21 protein-coding genes are annotated in these 18500 nt (G+C 38.4%); 11 read left to right on the top strand and 10 right to left on the bottom strand.

The window, feature by feature from the left end; genetic code table 11:
* Positions 1-98 precede the first annotated feature (98 nt).
* Entirely contained in the window at positions 99-1058 is a 960-nt protein-coding gene (argF, locus tag CWR48_RS04005) for an ornithine carbamoyltransferase (RefSeq protein ID WP_115771754.1), read from the top strand.
* A gap of 364 nt (positions 1059-1422) precedes the next feature.
* Here the strand turns inward: argF and thrB are convergent, their stop codons facing one another.
* The 3 genes from thrB to CWR48_RS03990 are packed head-to-tail and all read right to left on the bottom strand — an operon-like array spanning position 1423 to position 4669.
* Complete coding sequence (thrB, locus tag CWR48_RS04000) at positions 1423-2313, bottom strand: homoserine kinase (protein ID WP_115771753.1); 891 nt, start codon at positions 2311-2313, stop codon at positions 1423-1425.
* Positions 2310-3371, bottom strand: coding sequence for a threonine synthase (gene thrC, locus CWR48_RS03995; protein ID WP_115771752.1), 1062 nt, complete (start codon positions 3369-3371; stop codon positions 2310-2312). Before thrC ends, thrB begins: the two co-directional genes overlap by 4 nt.
* Positions 3368-4669 carry a homoserine dehydrogenase gene (locus CWR48_RS03990; protein ID WP_115771751.1) on the bottom strand — a complete coding sequence of 434 codons (1302 nt, stop codon included), beginning with the start codon at positions 4667-4669 and terminating at the stop codon, positions 3368-3370. The genes thrC and CWR48_RS03990 overlap by 4 nt, the downstream gene beginning before the upstream one ends.
* Before the next feature lie 226 nt (positions 4670-4895).
* Here CWR48_RS03990 and CWR48_RS20305 point away from each other — a divergent pair, with 226 nt between their 5' ends.
* The 3 genes from CWR48_RS20305 to CWR48_RS03980 all read left to right on the top strand — a co-directional run bounded on the left by CWR48_RS20305 (position 4896) and on the right by CWR48_RS03980 (position 5990).
* Positions 4896-5060, top strand: a complete 165-nt coding sequence (locus CWR48_RS20305; RefSeq protein WP_170140687.1) for a hypothetical protein — start codon at positions 4896-4898, stop codon at positions 5058-5060.
* A gap of 279 nt (positions 5061-5339) precedes the next feature.
* A complete protein-coding gene (locus tag CWR48_RS03985; protein ID WP_115771750.1) occupies positions 5340-5507 on the top strand; it encodes a ribbon-helix-helix domain-containing protein in 168 nt (55 codons plus the stop codon).
* A gap of 198 nt (positions 5508-5705) precedes the next feature.
* Positions 5706-5990, top strand: coding sequence for a hypothetical protein (locus tag CWR48_RS03980; RefSeq protein ID WP_115771749.1), 285 nt, complete (start codon positions 5706-5708; stop codon positions 5988-5990).
* Between the two features lie 165 nt (positions 5991-6155).
* Here the strand turns inward: CWR48_RS03980 and CWR48_RS03975 are convergent, their stop codons facing one another.
* From CWR48_RS03975 to CWR48_RS03965, 3 genes are read right to left on the bottom strand one after another with little or no spacing between them, the layout of a single operon-like run.
* Positions 6156-7322, bottom strand: a complete 1167-nt coding sequence (locus CWR48_RS03975) for an alanyl-tRNA editing protein (RefSeq protein WP_115771748.1) — start codon at positions 7320-7322, stop codon at positions 6156-6158.
* Between the two features lie 26 nt (positions 7323-7348).
* Positions 7349-8128 (bottom strand): DUF1129 family protein, encoded by a 780-nt coding sequence (locus CWR48_RS03970; RefSeq protein WP_170140692.1) that lies wholly within the window; start codon positions 8126-8128, stop codon positions 7349-7351.
* Positions 8109-8459, bottom strand: coding sequence for a PadR family transcriptional regulator (locus CWR48_RS03965; RefSeq protein ID WP_115771746.1), 351 nt, complete (start codon positions 8457-8459; stop codon positions 8109-8111). The genes CWR48_RS03970 and CWR48_RS03965 overlap by 20 nt, the downstream gene beginning before the upstream one ends.
* A 188-nt stretch (positions 8460-8647) precedes the next feature.
* Here CWR48_RS03965 and CWR48_RS03960 point away from each other — a divergent pair, with 188 nt between their 5' ends.
* Entirely contained in the window at positions 8648-8854 is a 207-nt protein-coding gene (locus CWR48_RS03960; RefSeq protein WP_245976715.1) for a DNA-directed RNA polymerase subunit alpha C-terminal domain-containing protein, read from the top strand.
* Between the two features lie 47 nt (positions 8855-8901).
* Here the strand turns inward: CWR48_RS03960 and CWR48_RS03955 are convergent, their stop codons facing one another.
* Positions 8902-10065, bottom strand: coding sequence for an MFS transporter (locus tag CWR48_RS03955; RefSeq protein ID WP_115771744.1), 1164 nt, complete (start codon positions 10063-10065; stop codon positions 8902-8904).
* A 323-nt stretch (positions 10066-10388) separates the two neighbouring features.
* Between CWR48_RS03955 and CWR48_RS03950 the strand changes: the two genes are divergently transcribed.
* Together CWR48_RS03950 and CWR48_RS03945 are read left to right on the top strand one after the other, a co-directional pair.
* Complete coding sequence (locus CWR48_RS03950; protein ID WP_115771743.1) at positions 10389-11207, top strand: squalene/phytoene synthase family protein; 819 nt, start codon at positions 10389-10391, stop codon at positions 11205-11207.
* Positions 11208-11694: 487 nt separating this feature from the next.
* On the top strand, positions 11695-13251 hold the full coding sequence (locus tag CWR48_RS03945; protein ID WP_115771742.1) for a BCCT family transporter: 1557 nt from the start codon (positions 11695-11697) through the stop codon (positions 13249-13251).
* A 42-nt stretch (positions 13252-13293) separates the two neighbouring features.
* On the opposite strand, the gene CWR48_RS03940 is transcribed toward CWR48_RS03945, so the two are convergent.
* Both CWR48_RS03940 and CWR48_RS03935 read right to left on the bottom strand, forming a co-directional pair.
* On the bottom strand, positions 13294-13497 hold the full coding sequence (locus CWR48_RS03940; protein WP_115771741.1) for a hypothetical protein: 204 nt from the start codon (positions 13495-13497) through the stop codon (positions 13294-13296).
* 72 nt (positions 13498-13569) lie between these two features.
* Positions 13570-14250, bottom strand: coding sequence for a hypothetical protein (locus tag CWR48_RS03935; protein ID WP_425453870.1), 681 nt, complete (start codon positions 14248-14250; stop codon positions 13570-13572).
* A 253-nt stretch (positions 14251-14503) separates the two neighbouring features.
* On the opposite strand from CWR48_RS03935, the gene CWR48_RS03930 reads away from it, so the two are divergent.
* From CWR48_RS03930 to CWR48_RS03915, 4 genes are all read left to right on the top strand, one after another.
* A complete protein-coding gene (locus CWR48_RS03930; RefSeq protein ID WP_115771740.1) occupies positions 14504-15985 on the top strand; it encodes an MDR family MFS transporter in 1482 nt (493 codons plus the stop codon).
* A gap of 156 nt (positions 15986-16141) precedes the next feature.
* Positions 16142-16471, top strand: a complete 330-nt coding sequence (locus CWR48_RS03925; RefSeq protein WP_115771739.1) for a PadR family transcriptional regulator — start codon at positions 16142-16144, stop codon at positions 16469-16471.
* Positions 16468-16866 carry a permease prefix domain 1-containing protein gene (locus CWR48_RS03920; RefSeq protein ID WP_115771738.1) on the top strand — a complete coding sequence of 133 codons (399 nt, stop codon included), beginning with the start codon at positions 16468-16470 and terminating at the stop codon, positions 16864-16866. Before CWR48_RS03925 ends, CWR48_RS03920 begins: the two co-directional genes overlap by 4 nt.
* Before the next feature lie 11 nt (positions 16867-16877).
* Positions 16878-17516 (top strand): hypothetical protein, encoded by a 639-nt coding sequence (locus tag CWR48_RS03915; protein ID WP_115771737.1) that lies wholly within the window; start codon positions 16878-16880, stop codon positions 17514-17516.
* Between the two features lie 105 nt (positions 17517-17621).
* On the opposite strand, the gene CWR48_RS03910 is transcribed toward CWR48_RS03915, so the two are convergent.
* Entirely contained in the window at positions 17622-18383 is a 762-nt protein-coding gene (locus CWR48_RS03910; RefSeq protein WP_115771736.1) for a MerR family transcriptional regulator, read from the bottom strand.
* Positions 18384-18500: the final 117 nt, after the last annotated feature.

Genomic DNA, 18500 nt, shown 5'->3' with positions numbered 1-18500 from the left:
GGAAAATATTATTGACTATTTTTCTAGAATAGTATTGAATATTTATTCTTTATAATGCATAATAATTCATAACTATTATTATTAGAGGAGAGAAGAAGATGACGGAGAATGTGAAGCTTAAACAGCAGCAATTAAGGGGAAAAGATTTTTTAAAGCTTATGGATTATAGTCAAGACGAAATCAATTATTTATTAGAATTGGCCGACGAACTGAAGACTTTACAAAAAGAGGGGAAATCTCCTCAACCTTTAAAGGGAAAAACATTAGGGATGATATTCGAAAAGTCCTCAACAAGAACAAGGGTATCCTTTGAAACGGGAATTTTTCAATTAGGTGGACAGGGGATTTTTCTCAGTACACAGGATATTCAAATGGGGAGAGGCGAGACAATTGCTGATACAGCACAAGTGCTTTCCGGCTATTTAGATGGTATTATGATTCGAACATTTGCTCAAGAAACAGTGGAAGAATTAGCGGCATATGCTAGTATTCCGGTCATTAATGGGCTTACGGATTTATATCACCCATGTCAAGTACTCGCAGATTTACAAACGATTAAGGAAATAAAAGGAAAGCTTGCAGGTGTGAAGGTTGTCTATATTGGCGACGGGAACAATATGGCACATTCGCTCATGATTGGCGCGGCGAAGATGGGCATGGACCTTACAATTGTATCTCCAAAAAGCTATCAGCCGCTTCAAGAAGTAACGGAGCAAGCACTGCAAATTTCATTAGAGCATGGTGCAAAAATTACGGTAACAGATGATCCTCAGACTGCATGTGAGAACGCTGATGTCATTTATACCGATGTATGGGCAAGTATGGGGCAGGAACAGGAAAAAGCTGAAAGAGAACTTGCATTTGCAGGGTATCAAGTAAATGAGGCATTGTTATCCCTCGCAAAACCCGATGTAACATTTATGCATTGTCTTCCAGCACACCGCGGTGAAGAAGTGAGTGCCGGAGTCATTGATGGCGAACATTCTGTTGTCTTCCAGCAGGCGGAAAATCGCCTGCATGCACAGAAGGCGTTGATGGTTGCTTTGATGGGGGAATAAGGATTTTTAGTATGCCTAACGATATTAGCAGGAGAAAAAATAAATCAGCATGAGCAGGTGGATATCAGCAGGAGAAAAAATAAATCAGCACGAGCAGATGGATATCAGCAGGAGAAAAAATAAATCAGCATGAGCAGGTGGATATCAGCAGGAGAAAAAATAAATCAGCATGAGCAGGTGGATATCAGCAGGAGAAAAAATAAATCAGCATGAGCGCTGGAAAATCAGCAGGAGAACAGCCATATAAGCACGAGAAAAAAATCCACTCCATCAAGACTCCACGAAACTGCTAGCTATAAAAAGGATATCAAATCAATAGAAATTGAAAAGGACCTAGCCCCCGCTAGGTCCTTTTCAACTATAATCAATCCACCTTTAATCCTGTTTGATCCACCTGTAATGCTTTTATTTCATAATCGGGAAGCAATTTCCTCATTTGACTCGCGATGGTTTCCCCTTCTCCTTTAGGGACGAAGGAAATCATTGTTGGTCCTGCACCGCTAATAACCGTTCCATATGCACCATACTCTTTTGCTGCATTTCTGATGTGATGGTAATTGGGGATGAGATCTGCACGATATGGCTCATGAAATAAATCCTTCTCCATCATTTTTCCTGCTAATGAATAATCACCTGATAATAATGCAGCTATAAGAACATTGCTAACAGCACTTGCACTAGTAGCCTGTCCTCTCGAATAGCTTTCAGGAAGTACGCCGCGCGCCTGTTCTGTTTTTAATTCAACGTTTGGAATATGTACAATGATATCAGACTTAATTTCGGGCAATCGCACCCAGTGAGTTTCCTGATCCCCTGTAATGGCAGCGATAACTAAACCGCCATAAAGTGCTGGTGCGATATTGTCTGGGTGTCCTTCAATGTCTGTTCCATATTGCAGTTTTTCTTCGGTTGTTAGTGATAAATGACAGATTTGATTGGCTATTTCAATCCCAGCCAGTACAGCAGAAGAGCTGCTTCCAAGCCCACGTGCTAAAGGAATATCACTGGTCTCGATTACCTTGCATGGTCGCAGCTCTTTATTGTGTCGTGCTGCTATTTGCTTCGCGATTTTGTAGATAAAATGCTCTTCGTAATTTGTAACTGGACCTAATAGGGATGAGCGATGCTCGAATTCCCATTTATCTGTTTCCGTCACTTCTAATTTTAGATGGAGGTTTACTGCCAGTCCTAATGAATCAAATCCAGGACCGATATTTGCCGAGCTTGCTGGTACTTGAATAGTGAAACGCCTCATTGTTTCACCAGGTTTTGAATATATTCGGTAATCGCTACTTCATCATTCGGTAGGGTAACAGGCTCGACCTTGATTTGATCCATTGCTGTTTGTGGATCCTTTAATCCATTTCCTGTAAGAACCGCAACGACCTTACTTCCTTTTTTGATAGTTCCGTTTGCAACTTGTTGGATAACACCGGCAATTGATGCACAAGATCCTGGCTCGGCAAAAATACCTTCTTTACTCGGTAATAATTTAAATGCATTGATAATTTCATCATCGGTAACAGAGCCAATTCTTCCACCAGACTCTTCTTTAGCATTCACAGCCAGTTCCCAGCTTGCCGGGTTTCCAATACGAATGGCAGTTGCAATGGTTTCTGGATTTGCAATTGGTTCGCCTTGAGTAATCGCCGCAGATCCTTCCGCTTCAAACCCGAACATTTTTGGTAAACCTGTTTGTTTATGCTCGTTATATTCTTTAAATCCTTTCCAGTACGCACTTATATTCCCTGCATTACCGACTGGAATTGCTAGGATGTCAGGTGCTTCCCCTAAAAAGTCACAGATTTCAAATGCGGCTGTTTTTTGACCTTCTAAACGATACGGATTAACTGAGTTTACTAATGTAACGGGCGTTGTTTCGCTTAGTTTGCGAACCATTGTTAATGCATCATCAAAGTTGCCATCAATTTCAATAATTTCTGCGCCATACATGACAGCTTGGGCAAGTTTTCCGAGTGCTACTTTCCCTTTAGGAATCACGATAATTGCTCTGATTCCTGCTTTTGCTGCGTATGCAGCAGCTGCTGCAGATGTATTTCCTGTTGAAGCACAAATTACGGATTTACTACCGTCTTCAATGGCTTTGGCTACAGCGACAACCATCCCCCTGTCCTTGAAGGAACCAGTTGGGTTTGCACCTTCTACTTTTCCATATAATTCAATTCCTAAGTCCTTGGAAAGATTCGGAAAGTATACGAGTGGTGTATTCCCTTCATTCAGTGTAAGTGCAGGTGTCTCATCTGTAACGGGAAGATATTCTTTATAATTGTTCAATAATCCTTGCCATTTCATTTTGCTACATCTCCTTCTACCTTATAATAACTGTTTACTTCGAGTACCGCTTGTAATTCATTCAGGTTTTCTAATGCCTTTTGGAAATTTTCGAGTGATGTTTGGTGTGTTACAACAACAATCTCAGCTGTTTCTGCCTTTTTATTCGGATTTTGCAAGATCCGTTTAAAGCTAATATTAAGATCATTGAATAGAGTTGAAATACTTGAAAATACGCCAACTTCATCTTTTGCATGCAAACGTACATAGTATTGTCCAAATCGCTGTTCAGGTGTTTTTAAAACCTTCTTAAAATGATATTCCACAAACTGATTCCCACTTACACCTAAGCGCATGTTTTTAATTGCTGCAATAACGTCAGACATAATAGCAGTAGCGGTTGGCAGGCTTCCCGCACCAGGTCCGTAGAACATTGTTTCACCGACTGCTTTTCCATATACATACACGGCATTATACTCATTCTTCACATCTGATAATGGATGGTTATTAGAAAGGAGGGTTGGCTGTACGTTGATTTCCAGTTGTTGGTTATCGAAATTAGCGAAGCCAATCAATTTCATTGTATATCCCAATTGTTTACCGTACTCTAAATCTTCAATTTCAATGTTAGTTATACCACTTACTTCAACATCCTCTAAGTCAACATCTGTTGAGAAAGAGAGGCGGCCTAGGATTGCCATTTTTCTTGCTGCATCAAGTCCTTCAACATCTGCAGTAGGATCTGCTTCAGCAAAGCCAAGCTCTTGTGCTTGCTTTAATGCTGTATCATAGCTTAGTCCTTCTGTATTCATTTTTGTTAAAATATAGTTCGTTGTTCCGTTAACAATCCCCATTACTTGCTGAATTCGGTCAGATGCAAGTCCATCGACGATTCCTCTCAATATTGGAATACCACCTGCAACACTCGCTTCATAATAAAAGTCACATTTATTTCTGCTTGCAACCTCTTGGAGTTCTGGACCATATAAAGCAACTAGATCCTTATTAGCTGTTACAACATGCTTCTTAGCAGCAAATGCCTTCAGAATATATTCCCGAGCGAGATCAATACCACCCATAACTTCTACAACAATATCGATTTCTGGATCATTTAAAACATCATCAGGGTTAGTGGTGAGAAACGATTGATCAATTGCCACCCCACGCGTTTTTTCCAAGTCGCGAACCAATACACTTTTTACTTGAACGTCACAGCCTAATTGGTGGATAAGTTTCTCTTGATGCTCTTCAACTAGCTTTATTACGCCAGAACCAACTACACCTAATCCTAATAGACCAATAGATACATTGTTTCCCACAAAATCACCTCATAAATTATTTACTAATATTATTATAATATTTAATACATTTAAACACGAATATTACCGTATAGCAATAGAGAACTTTCAAACAATTTCAATCAAGTCGGAAAAATTGAAACATCCCCGCATAGAAATATATAAGGAAAGTTCACTTTATAAACGAACCAAAATTGCCCAAAGGAATAAAGTAATATAGAGTCCTTGTAAAGATGGGGGTGGCAAGGTGAGCGATGCGATTATTGGCTTTATCTTTGGTATATGTTTGATTCTTGGAATGGGATTGGGATTATTATTTAATTCAATTGAAATAGGTGGAGCAATTGGGTTAGGTGTGGGATTACTCATACTGATTATTTTCCGAAATAAAGATAGGCAACGGCACCGATGACTTACTAATAAAGAAACAATCATCTAAACGATAGGTGATTGTTTATTTTTATTTGCAAGAAAAAAATATGTATCGCGATCGAAGGAGTTGCATAAAATAAATATTAAGCTAATTTTACCGCTACTGTTAATAATTTGTTTTGAACTGCCATGTACAATCAAGCCGGACATTATTGGCAGTGCCTCTCTAATAATGAAAGTGGAAAATAATTGCTGTTACTTGCATTCAGTTGCAAGCACCTGCTGTCTATGCTAAACTAGATATCCTGGAGGTGCATGTATGAGCAAGTTAAAGAATCGAACGCGTATATCGAATGCGGTCAATAAGGAGCTGTGGAATGAAATGCAAGAACTTTCCAAGACAACACAGATTCCGATTAGTAAATTACTAGATAATGCGATTAAATTATTGCTTGAATCCTATAAAGAGAAAAAAGGGAAAAAGTAAGGTGAATCAAGGATGTCTCCTCACTTTTTCTCCTTTTAAACAACTCCTGAAATCAAGCATATTAATCTTATATTTTCTTAGCAGGAAGGAAAATATAAATTTTCCTCCGCTGCATAAGTGCAACTAAGGCATTCGCCATAAAGGCTTGGCTAATGCCAAGTTTTCTAACAAAAAATAAAAAAGAAGGGGGTTTTAACGATGACGATTGCAGCATACTGTGGTGAATTTGAATTTACTGTCCTGGAATTTGTTTTTACGATTACAAAAGATGTTGAAAAGAAAATCAGGAAAAGAAAATTATTTTATGAAGTGCAAATTACACGCTATGTACAGAAAAAAGTAGATTGCTTCTTTCTAGGCATTAAAATGGATAAACATATTTTAACCGTTTACAAATATGAGGCATATAATACGATCATGTTTCGCCTGAAGGATATCCTGAAAGAAAATAATATCTTCCGTGTTATTGACTCGACAACATAGGATCGGGTTATAATTGATATCTTCGTAGATTCCACGACCATCCATTAACCCGCTATGCTTAAGAACCACTTAAGCATAGCGGGAGGGGCACAGAAAATCCTCATTAATCATTCTTCTATTTAAAAAATACAGCAGGCTGGAATTATACCACCTGCTGTAATTATGCTAGACTTGTTCCCTAATAAACTCATAAAAATCTAATGCATCTGAACCCGTGGCAAATCCAGCTTGTGCAGATTGGTCATTGCCTCCGCCTTTTCCATTAAAGGCTGGGAGATGCTCTTTGAAATACTTTCCGCATGAGAGGTTTTCAGAGCCATTATAATAAAGCAGCACCTTATTTTCAGCTGTACTAGCAAATAATACAATAATCGCGTGCTCTGAAACAATCTTAGCAGCTAATCGTTGCATATCCTTTAGTGATTTATCTGCAAAAACATGTGATAAAAGTTTTCCTTCAACATTTGAAATCAGCTCTTTCGCTAAATAAGCTTCATTCTGCTCTTTAATACTTGTAAGTTCAGTCTGAATTTGCTTCTGTCCTTGCTCCCACTTTTCAAAGCGATTAAGAATATCCTTTCGACCGGTATTGAATTTCTCTGAAAAAGCATTGATTATATCAAGGCTTGCATTAAAATCAGCCAACGCCCGATTGCCACATTTGAAATGAACACGTGTTGCATTTTTTAGTCTCTCGGCCTTGAAAAATTTAATAATGCCAATTTGACCAGAATGCTCCACATGTGTGCCAGCACATGCATTGTATTCGACACCCTTAATTTCAACAATGCGGATATTTTCCTTTACCTTTGGCATTTTTACGACTGGAATATTCTCCAGTTGTTCATTGGTAACAAAATAACTGGAAATCTCGAGATTTTGATAGATGCGTTTATTTACCTCCTGCTCAACGATATGGAGCTGTTCATCGGATAGTTTGGACTGGTCAATGTCAATTGTTACATCCTCTGTTCCGAGATGGAAGCTAATCGTTTGCGCTTGTAGAAGATCTCGAAAGACAGCGGATAATATATGTTGGCCACTATGATGCTGCATATGATCAAATCGTCGCGCCCAATCAAGCTTACAGATTACTTCAGCTGATTCTGGTAATCTTTCTACTTGATGTATAACTTCACCATCCTCTAAGAAAACATCCAGAACTTTGATTCCATCGATACTTCCCAGGTCACAAGGCTGCCCGCCGCCATGTGGGTAGAAGGCAGTTTCCTCAAGGGTTACGAAATGTTTATCATCTCTTTCGATTGAATCATGGATTGTTGTTTTCCATACTTTCTCATATGCCGATTCATAATAAAGTTTTCTAGTCATGATCGCTTCCTCCAGTTCAATTATGTTTAATTAATTGTTGATTGATTATCTTTCTTTCTCTTTCGAATAAAAAATACGAATAACCCAATAGAAATGATAATTAATAATGCAATTGTAATCGCGATATCAATATAAATCGGATTTTTATTGATGCTTTCAGGGATGAAGCGTGTTGCCAAAGGCCCTAAAGCAAGGAAAAATGGTATAAAAATCGTAAACCAAGTCTTTGTATAAATAGCTGCAACAATAAATATAATGATGTCTGCAATTAATATGTAATTATTTTGCATTGGTGTTGCAACAAAGAAAGGTTCTGTATCTAGATTCTGTTCTAAGAATAGAATGACAACAAAGACACCTGATAGTACTAGCTGGAGGGCACCACCAACGATATAAAAGCTTTTCGAATGAAATATTCTGGGAAGTACATTAACAAGAAAGAATCCGTAAATGATAAAGGATACAATCACCATTCCTAGGCCAATCCATAATCCTGTCTTTGACAGTGAAATTGTCCCGCTAATAGCTGGTCCAAAGCTGAAATATGAAAGTATTAGGAAGGTTATCAGCGGTACTAAACCTGCAGACTGACGCAAATCAAATTTCATTTCCTTCCCAATCGTTTTCATATATTCTCTTGGACTACCACCTGTTATATCTTGGACGCTTTTTCCTTTAGCCTCAGTTTCCAGCAAATGATCGCTAAGCTCCTCGATAATGTCATTAATTTGCTGATCATTTTTCCCCTTGGACATTAAATACATACGTAATTCAATGATAAATTGCTCAGATTTTTGACTTAGCATTTTCTTCATCTCCTCCACCCAATATAGAATTCATTCCAAAAGACAATTGCTGCCATTGTTCCTTGAAAAGCCGGAGCTCCGTTTCCCCCTCTGCAGTGATCGTATAATATTTCCTTTTCGGTCCGTTTGGAGATTTTCTTAGCTCTGTTGCCACAAGCTTGTTTTTCTGCAGGCGCATTAATACTGGATAGATACTGCCCTCGCTAACTACGGCGAATTCATGCTCCTGCAACTTTTCAATGATTTCGTATCCATAGGTTTCCCCCTTTGCAATCAATGCCAGTAAACTACCATCGAGCAATCCTTTCAGCATTTGACTAGAAGTGGACAAGTTAATCACCCCGAACAAGATTATTTCTTATAATACTATCTTACAATACAGTATAGTGTTTTACAAGATAGTGAAAATATTTTTTTCAGAGAGCTTAATTTGATATGATGATATCGAAAACATTAAGAATATCAATAGAAATCCATTTGAAATAAGCTAGCAAATTAGTTAAAAGGGAGATGAAAACAATGATACAAAAAGAAAGTAACCTGCCGGAAAAGTTATCTAAACCAGCACTAAGAGCACTCGAAGGGGCTGCGATTTCACAACTGGAGCAAATAGCAAAGCATAGTGAGTCGGAGATATTGAAATTACATGGGATGGGTCGAAAAGGAATCGAACAAATTCGGATTGCACTAGAGGCGAGGGGGTTATCCTTTGCTGACGAATCTTGAAGGTTACAGGTAATAGAAAAGGCACAAGATTAACCTTGTGCCTTCAATTACTTCAGCATAATTCGTACACGTTTATTATAAGTCGTGATAGAAATAAGTGCAGTGATTAATGCTACGATAACAAAAAGTCCACCAACCGTTGGATTTTGTTCAACCGACGCCTGCTCAATTACAATTCCGCCGACTAACGAACCAAAGGCAATACCTAGGTGTACGGCTGAATTGCTTAAACTTATTTGGATGTTCGATGTCTCGGGTGCAGCTTGCATTAAATAGCTTTGCATCGGCGGCGTAAGCGCCCAACTCATCATCCCCCAAATAATCATGATTATGATAAATAATGGGATAGAAAATGTTGTGTATGGAATTACAAAAATCGCGATGCCAAATAGTAAGACAACAGAGAGAATCGTGGGCTTTGAGCCAAATCGGTCGGAAAACGTTCCGCCAATAAGTCCTCCACTTACTGCAGCGATTCCGAATACAAAATAGATGATACTTACCCATGTCCCATCAAGTCCCATCGTTGATTTTACGAATGGTGTTAAATAAGCATAAAGTACTGTATGTCCAGCGAGCACGATAAATGTTGTTGAATGTGCAAATAGCACGACAACATTCTTAAGCGAACCGAGTTGTTTACGAATCGAAATTTGTTCGGTCGGAGCTATTTTTCCCATAAACAGGAATATTCCGGTAATCGAAAACAAGCTTAAGATTGCGATCAATGCAAAAGGTGCGCGCCAACCGAATGTATTTCCAAGCATTAGCCCGATTGGTACACCTAAGACAAGCGAACCACTAACCCCCATATTGACAATTCCAATTGCGCGTCCCCGATATTTGTGTTCGACAATATTGGCAGCCATGACAACACATAAGACAATGAGCAAGGAGCTACTTGCTGCTGAAATCATCCTAGAGATGAATAGAATTGTGTAGGAGGGGCTTAAGACGGCGACAAGATTACCAAGGAAAAAGACAAATAGAGTGATTAATGTTAACTTTTTCCTTTCTACCTTCGCCGTTAAAAATGACAAAATTGGTGCTGATATAGCGAATGTAAGTGAAAAAATGGTGATCAATAATCCAGCTTGTCCTAAACTAATCTCTAAATCAGTCGCAACTAAATCTAGGATCCCACCAATAATCAATTCCACCATTCCAACTACAAAGGAAACAATTGTTAATAAATATACGCGTTTATCCATATTATGACGCCTTTCTTCTTTTAGATACCTATAATACCTTTACCATATTAAGCTTATTCAATCTCGAATTCAAGCAAAAATCAAGCGACCCATCAAATACGAGCGAGCACAGGGGGAAATCGAGCGACTCGCCAGCAATATCGAGCGAGCACAGACATAAACCGAGCTCAAATCAAATAATAATATAGTATAAATATGTTATTTACTACGAATCGAATGGGGAAGATGCTTAATGAATGGGATTCCACTTTACAAAGAGGAAAATAATGTTCGAATTTGCTATAATTAGGTTACCTTAAGAACTTTGGAAAGAGGGAAACTAAGTGAGTAACCATACGAAACTTCATAAGGAAGCAATGCGCGTATTAAAGCAGACAAGCAGAACGTTCTTCATTCCGATAAGTATATTAAATCCTACTTTGAAAAACACTGTAGGTTCAGCATATTTATGTATGCGAGCAATCGATGAAATTGAAGATCATGAAACATTGGATCCTACTATTAAGCAACGTCTGTTGCTTACAACGGCAGAACTTTTGAAAAAGCCATTCGATGTTGATGCATATGTACAGCTATTAAAACCATATGAGGAGCTATTGCCAGAAGTAACATTAAGACTCGGTGACTGGTTAGCAGTTTGTCCAGAAGGGATTCAGGATAAGGTTCAAGAGTCGACAAGTATTATGGCAAAGGGAATGGCAAGCTGGGTCGAAAAGAATTGGATAGTTAAAACAAAAGAGGATCTGGATGAATATACCTATTATGTAGCAGGTTTAGTAGGTGTTATGTTATCTGATATATGGAAATGGTATGACAACACGGAGACAAATTATGAATTGGCAATTGGCTATGGTAGAGGATTGCAAGCAGTAAATATGTTACGTAATCAGGATGAAGATGCTGAACGTGGCGTCCAATTTTTACCTGATGGCTGGACAAGAAATGATATGTTTCAATACGCTACAATGAATTTAGACTTGGCTGATGAATACATAAAATCAATCGATACGAAAAACATTCTTTTATTTTGCAAAATACCGCTCGCATTAGCAAAGAAAACCTTAAAAACATTAAAGAGTGGCAAAGAGAAGATGACTCGTACAGAAGTGGAAGAAACAGTGGATAAGATTCTAAATAATTAAACAACCAACACGATTAGTCATACTAATCGTGTTGGTTGTTTAATAGAGAGATTGTGAATGTCTATACAAACTAATTTTAAAAACATTATTAATAGGAAGAAATTTATTTTTGTCTTTATAAGGAGGATTTTACTGCCAGTAAATACGGGATAAAAGGCTGTATTTTGAATAAAGTGGTATAAATTGAAAATGATATGGGTAATAGAATATTTGCCCCAAGCAATCGAAATAATCCCCCCTTTATAGTTTTGGGAACTTCTGGATTTTGTGAATATATACTCTCGCTAAGTGGGAATTAGGCTTTGACTATTTTATCAAGTAACGCTATAATTGAAAACTATGTTAAAAAATTGAGCAAGTTGGTGGATTTTCGTCGTTGATTATTTTCGTGAAAAATCGGGTAATCAAGTCCATCCAACGGTCTTTAATGACAAAACGCAACAATTACATTTTAGACACTTGTTCCTAATAAATTAGGAGGAAACACGTGGATTCTGAAAAAAGAAAGAAATTAGATTGGCCAGTATTTATTGTAAGTGGAGGATTCTTGGTTCTCTTTGTATTAATTTCATTTTATGATAATGAAATGGTAGGAAATGCAGTTAACACCCTATTTGCTTATTCGTCAGATTTCTTTGGAGCATACTGGCAAATATTATTGTTAGCGAACTTCTTTATTGGACTAGGGCTTGCAGTTTCAAAATACGGAAAGGTAAAATTAGGGAAGCAAGATAAACCACAGTACAGTTATTTTGGCTGGATTTCTATGATATTAGTTACATTGCTTGCTAGTGGTGGTGTGTTCTGGGCTGCAGCGGAACCGATGTATCACTTCATGAGTACCCCACCATTATTCGGTGGTGGTGAGTTTAATAATATTAATGCGGCATTTGCACAGTCATTTATGCACTGGGGCTTTACAGCATGGGCAATACTCGGGACATTAGCCGTTATTGTTATGATGTACGTTCATTATCATAAAGGCTTGCCATTGAAACCGAGAGGATTACTATATCCAATTTTCGGTGAGAAAGTATATCAGAAAAGTGTGATTGGTTCTTTAGCGGATATTTTTTCAATTATTGCAACGGTTGCTGGTACATTAGGACCTTTAGGTTTCTTAGGATTACAAATATCGTATGGTTTAAATCATTTATTCGATGTTCCAAACACACTGACAGTTAGTATTATTGTAGTCGTTGGACTTGTAATTATTGCTGGAATTTCAGCTGCTTCAGGAGTGGATCGTGGGATTTATCATTTAAGTAATTGGAATGTGCAATTTACCATATTATTAGCCGTTATTGTGATGATTATTGGCCCGACAATGTTTATTATTGATGCATTTATCGGTGGCACAGGATTCCATCTGCAAAACTTCTTCCAGATGAGTATGTATCGTGGAGATGAAGGTTGGCTCTCGTCTTGGACTATATTCTTCTGGGGTTGGTTTATCGGTTATGCTCCAATGTTAATTATATTTATTAGTAGAATTTCTAGAGGGCGGACGATTCGTGAGTTAGTACTTACGGTGTCTATCGTTGCACCAATTGTGACGAACTTCTGGTTTTCCATTGTTGGTGGTACAGGTGTGTTTTTCGAAGTGGAAAACCCAGGCTCTGTCTCAACTGCGTTAAATGAGGCTGGGATGCCTGCAGCTGTTATGGCGATTACAGATCAATTACCAATGGGTACGTTAATGGGATTCGGCTTCTTACTAGTTTCGATTATATTCGTTGCAACCACAACGGATACAATGGCATATTCGATTGCGGCTACAATCGAAGGGAATGATAATCCAAAACGCTGGGTACGCGTTTTCTGGGCAGTGATCTTTGGAGCTACGACTGTAGCAATTCTGACAATTGGAGAAGATAGCATTACCTCAATCCAGAATTCAATCATTATCACAGCAGTTCCAGTGTCATTCTTAATATTGCCACCATTGTGGAATGCACCACAGATTGCAAAAGTAATGGCGGTGGAACAGGGACTCGTCAGCAAACGAGAGCCAAGGAAAAAGGCAGAAAAAGTAATAGATTAAAATAAGGCTATCATCCATTCTAACGGGTGATAGCCTTTTAAGCTATTTTGCAATCTTATTGAAAAGAGCCTTGACTGCGAGATAGAGAATTGCCAATGCAAAAACAATGACAGCAACTGCTCCAACAGCAGTTAGAAAGTTTACAACAGCTGCAGAAGTGATGAAAGCTGCAGCGACGTTTGTTACAACGATTAGCGCAAATCCGGCAAGAACGGCTGCTAAATAGAGTAATGCTAATTGATTCATAAGTAATCCCTCCTTTCATAATAAATTATGAGGAAAGGAGGGAGGTCGTTTGTATGGACTTACATCATTTCATTAGAAGCATTGAAATGATTGGATTTGATTCAAATCAATTCCAAAGAATACCCACCTAAAGCCGTTCCATCTGAAACCAGCAATGGATGTTCTACCAACAAATGTTGGATAGAACCAGAAAGCATCTCTTCTTAACCAAATATAGGTGAACCGAAATAAGCATCCGCGAATTGCACCAGGATCTACTGCAAAGGTTTGAAATTGTGATTGTTGAGGGGTGAAGTTTGGTGGTGGTGTCGTCGGCGCGCCACCAGATTGTTGCCCTCCGGGAAATCCTCCGGGTCCATCAGGCTGACCAGGAAACTGCCCCCCGGGTCCTCCAGGGAATCCTCCGCTCGGAAATCCAGGCCCCCCGCTAGGCTGCCCAGGGAATCCTCCGCCCGGAAATCCAGGCCCCCCGCCAGGTTGCCCAGGGAATCCTCCGCCCGGAAATCCAGGCCCCCCGCCAGGTTGCCCAGGGAATCCTCCGCCCGGAAATCTAGGATCCCCGCTAGATTGCCCAGAGAATCCTTCGCTTGGTACCCCAGGACTTCCGCCAGGTTGCCCCGGAAAATCTCCACCGGGAAATCCAGACCCATCACTCGGCTGACCGGGAATGCTTTGACCAGATCCGCCTTGAAAACCGGGTAGGTTATAAAACCTCTCATCCTCTTCTCTATATGGTGGTTGATAATAATCCATTAATAATTTCCTCCTTTGTCAAGATCGTTCCATTCAATATATGGGAAATTGGTCTAGATGGGGATTGATTTTTGAAGAATGGGCGAAATGGTGGGGGATTCATTATTAATAGAAACTCCGCTCAAAGTGAAGTTTCGTGCTATTGCAAGTAAATTTTAAAAAATATTTCATTTAACTATAATCGCTTGTTGTCATATAAGGCCCATGCTATTATTATCATGCGTTTTCTAAACATGAGAGGAGTTCTCCCTTTATGAGTAGCACGAAATACCCTAAGAAATATGAATACTTGGCTGATGATCCGAATGTTAAAGTTGCACCGATTATGATTTCATTAATGATAGGTGCATTCTTTGCGATATTAAATGAAACGTTGCTAAATATTGCGCTAACAACATTAATGGAAGAATTTAATGTTTCGATTACGACTGTACAGTGGATGGCGACTGGATTTATGTTAGTAATGGGAATCGTTATCCCTGCATCCGCATTATTAATGCAGTGGTTTACAACGAGGCAGTTGTTTTTAGCGACAATGATTATCTTTGCGATTGGTACAACAATAAGTGCCATCGCACCCAGTTTCCCAATATTGCTTGTCGGTCGTTTCATGCAAGCAGCGGGAACAGGGGTACTTATGCCAATCATCTTTAACGTGTTTTTACTAATTTTCCCACCAAGAAAAAGAGGGAAGATAATGGGCCTTGTTGGTCTTGTAATTATGTTCGCTCCTGCGATTGGGCCAACATTATCTGGTGTAATTGTAGAATATTTAGGATGGCGTTATCTGTTTATCATCGTAATTCCTTTTGCGTTGTTCTCGATTCTATTTGCGTTAAAATATTTAGTGAATGTTTCAGAGGTGACGAAGCCAAAGGTCGATGTATTGTCGCTTGTATTTTCATCGATTGGTTTTGGAGCAATTGTCTATGGCTTCAGCTCAGCGGGAGCAAGTGAAGCAGGTTTCCTTAGTCCAAAAGTATATTTCATTATTATTATCGGTGTCATTAGTGTTGTTTTATTTGTTATAAGACAATTGAAATTGGATGAACCGATTATGGATTTTCGCGTCTTTCGCTATCCGATGTTTACCCATGGTATGCTAATGTTCTTAATTATTATCATGGCGATGTTTGCTTCAGAAATTATTTTACCTATTTACATGCAAGGACCTTTAGCACTAGCTGCCGCCACTGCAGGATTAGTCCTATTACCTGGTAGCATTCTAAATGGTATAATGTCACCTTTCATGGGTGGGCTTTTTGATAAATACGGACCAAAAGTACTGATGATTCCTGCCACGATTGTTCTAAGTGGTACAATGTTTATGATGAGTAGATTGAGCTTAGCAACCCCACTATGGGTAGTTATTGTTGGCTATATTCTATTAATGCTTTCCGTTTCTGCAATCATGATGCCAGCGGAGACCAATGGATTGAATCAATTGCCGAAGCGACTGTATCCACATGGAACAGCGGTCATGTCAACATTACAGCCAGTAGCAGGAGCGATTGGGGTCTCGGTATTCATTAGCATTATGAATGCAAGACAAAGAAATATCTTGCAGCTTTCGGATGACCCGACAAATATTGCTAATATCAACGTGGCAATGGTTTCTGGTGTTGAACTTGTTTATCTCGTTTCGTTTATTATATCGATTGTAGCTGTTATTTTAGCTTTCTTTGTTTATCGTGCTGAACCTGCGGATTCGGAAGGTTTACAAGGGAAGGAATAAAGCAATAGAGTTGAGTATTCATACCAAATTCATTTCAGATTAATTTGTTGAAATGAATTTGGTTTTTATTTGTGAAAAATTACTTTGACAGGTAGAGTAATGTAGAATATAATTACTCTAACAGATAGAGTATTAATGAAATAAGGACGTGTCAATTTGATAAGAAGCGATATTATTAGAGGGCATTTGGATGCGATTATTTTGCGTCTCATCCTAGAGAAGGATCGATATGGCTATGAAATATCGAAGGAGATTAGTTTACGTACAGATGATCGTTACCAAATTAAAGAAGCAACATTATATGCTGTATTTCAACGGCTTGAGAAAAAAGAATTAATTGAATCCTATTTTGGGAGTGTATCAAGAGGTGGAAAACGAAAGTATTACAGGATAACAACACTTGGAAAAGCATATTTAAAGGAATCTATAGAGGAATGGAAAGTAACAAAGAATATTATTGATCTATTTATGGAGGGATTGGATTGAAACAATTGAAGGTCCATGTTGATGAACTATTTAAGGAAATTTCGGATAGCGAGCAGAAAACCGCGATCATGGAGGAAGTATTGGAAAATTTAGAGGAAAAAGTGTGGGACCTCATGGAGCAAGGGAAAGCTGAGGAAGATGCGATTAACAAAGCGATTGTTGAGTTCGGTGATATTCTAGATTTGAAAAATGAACTTGGCGTAAAGCGTCCAGTTAAGAAAAATATGACGAAATTAAATTTAGGATTTTCCCTCTGGGGGAGTGTAATCACTATCGCATTATTTGTCTTTATGAACTTTTATTACACACCTGATGTCATCTGGTTTGTGTATCCAACATTTGCTGTATTATGGTGGCCGTTAGCAATGTATTTCATTTGGAAGCGAGCAAATTAAGGAGCGATGATATGAGAAAATATGGTGTTGGCTTTACGGTTGCAGGTAGTTTCATGACGATTGCCTTTTTAATCATTGTAAATCTATTAACTAGTCCAGAACATATTTGGTTTATTTATCCTTCCATTGGACTGCTGCTATGGCCAGTTGGGTTATACTGTATGAAAAACAAGTTGCACAAGCTCTTCTCTATATTATGCAGTGCAATTATTATTATCTTTCTCGTTATGGAAAATTATCTGGAGACACCAGAATACCCATGGGCTTTATATGCAGTATTTCTGATCCTATGGTGGCCAATTTTAATGATTTTAGAGAAACGTGCAGGTAACTTTACTATTTCACTCATTGGAAGTGCAATTTTTATTATCTATTATTTAATGTTAAATATTTTCCTTGAACCAGGCTATCCATGGGTGATATTCCCCGCGTTTGCTGTATTATGGTGGCCGTTAACGATTTATCATGTGTCGAGAAAAAGCTATTTTAAGTATGCTATTCATGCCAGTTTATTCGTCAGTATATTTTTTATCACTGTAAATGCTGTCTCAACAAAGCATACGATTTGGGCGATCTATCCAATCTTTGCGGTACTCTGGTGGCCGCTTAGTATGTATTATTTTGTTTATAGAAGAAGGTTAGAAGAATAAAATAATAGGAATAGCAGGAAATGAATTAATCATCCTTGCTATTCCTAATTTCATTTGGATCTCAATAATTTGTCAATCACTAAGTGAAGGTCCATACTGGATATATTATTTTATACCTAAATAAATCAATATTGCATCACGCAGAAACTTTGTACCTCCTGCAACCTGTTTGTCATAATAAGCTGTAAAGCGTTCATCAGCAACATACATTTCTGCAAGTCCAGCATGTGCTTCTTTAGAATAACTCGGCCATGAAAACATTAACCACGCTTTATGCTTTGCTGCAAGCTCCTGTGCTATCTCTGAAGCTGGATCCCCAGTTGCAAATGCTTGCTCAAGCAATAAAAATATTTCCTCACTTAATTTATTCATTGCTTCGAAATCCTCTTCAGACATCCCGCGAAGTTTAGCATTACTTGCATTAACAGTATCTTCGCCGTATTTTTCACGAATTTCTATTCCATATTTTTTCTCATTCTCATCCATCATATTCTCTTTAAATGCTGCGAATTTTTCTTTATCCTGCATCGGTATTCCTCCTTCAAAACTTCCAATCGTCTTTTCGACAGTAGCCATAAGATTGTCAAGGTGGGCTCTCTTCTGCATTAGTTTCTTATAATGGTCTTTCAATGCTTCGGTTTGATTAAAATGCGGGTCTTGTATAATGTTCATGATTTCTTCGAGTCCTATTTCTAATTCACGGTAGAATAAAATCTGCTGCAGCAGATCAACCTCTTTCTGCCCATAAATACGATAACCGGATGAATTAATTCTTGACGGCTTCAATAATCCAATCTGATCATAGTAACGAAGCGTTCTCCCACTTATTCCCGATAGCTGTGCTAGCTTTTTAACCGTATATTCCATTTGTACCCCTCCTGACAATTATAATGATAAAGGTTTACGCTGCGTCAAGGTCAAGGATTGTTTTCAAAATAATTTTTGACGTAATAATTTTAGCTACAGTCGCTGCAGTTAGTATAG

It is taken from the genome of Oceanobacillus arenosus (assembly GCF_003369575.1).
GTDB lineage: Bacteria > Bacillota > Bacilli > Bacillales > Amphibacillaceae > Oceanobacillus > Oceanobacillus arenosus.
This window is presented reverse-complemented; position numbering and strand designations above follow the sequence as displayed.

What these genes read in the sequence shown, in the direction of transcription:
- argF (WP_115771754.1), top strand. Translation starts at nt 99, where the DNA reads ATGACGGAGAATGTGAAGCTTAAACAGCAGCAATTAAGGGGAAAAGAT.
- thrC (WP_115771752.1), bottom strand. Translation starts at nt 3,371, where the DNA reads ATGAAATGGCAAGGATTATTGAACAATTATAAAGAATATCTTCCCGTT.
- CWR48_RS03985 (WP_115771750.1), top strand. Translation starts at nt 5,340, where the DNA reads ATGAGCAAGTTAAAGAATCGAACGCGTATATCGAATGCGGTCAATAAG.
- CWR48_RS03910 (WP_115771736.1), bottom strand. Translation starts at nt 18,383, where the DNA reads ATGGAATATACGGTTAAAAAGCTAGCACAGCTATCGGGAATAAGTGGG.
- CWR48_RS03955 (WP_115771744.1), bottom strand. Translation starts at nt 10,065, where the DNA reads ATGGATAAACGCGTATATTTATTAACAATTGTTTCCTTTGTAGTTGGA.
- CWR48_RS03980 (WP_115771749.1), top strand. Translation starts at nt 5,706, where the DNA reads ATGACGATTGCAGCATACTGTGGTGAATTTGAATTTACTGTCCTGGAA.
- CWR48_RS03970 (WP_170140692.1), bottom strand. Translation starts at nt 8,128, where the DNA reads ATGCTAAGTCAAAAATCTGAGCAATTTATCATTGAATTACGTATGTAT.
- CWR48_RS03930 (WP_115771740.1), top strand. Translation starts at nt 14,504, where the DNA reads ATGAGTAGCACGAAATACCCTAAGAAATATGAATACTTGGCTGATGAT.
- CWR48_RS03975 (WP_115771748.1), bottom strand. Translation starts at nt 7,322, where the DNA reads ATGACTAGAAAACTTTATTATGAATCGGCATATGAGAAAGTATGGAAA.
- CWR48_RS03940 (WP_115771741.1), bottom strand. Translation starts at nt 13,497, where the DNA reads ATGAATCAATTAGCATTACTCTATTTAGCAGCCGTTCTTGCCGGATTT.
- CWR48_RS03935 (WP_425453870.1), bottom strand. Translation starts at nt 14,250, where the DNA reads ATGGATTATTATCAACCACCATATAGAGAAGAGGATGAGAGGTTTTAT.
- thrB (WP_115771753.1), bottom strand. Translation starts at nt 2,313, where the DNA reads ATGAGGCGTTTCACTATTCAAGTACCAGCAAGCTCGGCAAATATCGGT.
- CWR48_RS03960 (WP_245976715.1), top strand. Translation starts at nt 8,648, where the DNA reads ATGATACAAAAAGAAAGTAACCTGCCGGAAAAGTTATCTAAACCAGCA.
- CWR48_RS03915 (WP_115771737.1), top strand. Translation starts at nt 16,878, where the DNA reads ATGAGAAAATATGGTGTTGGCTTTACGGTTGCAGGTAGTTTCATGACG.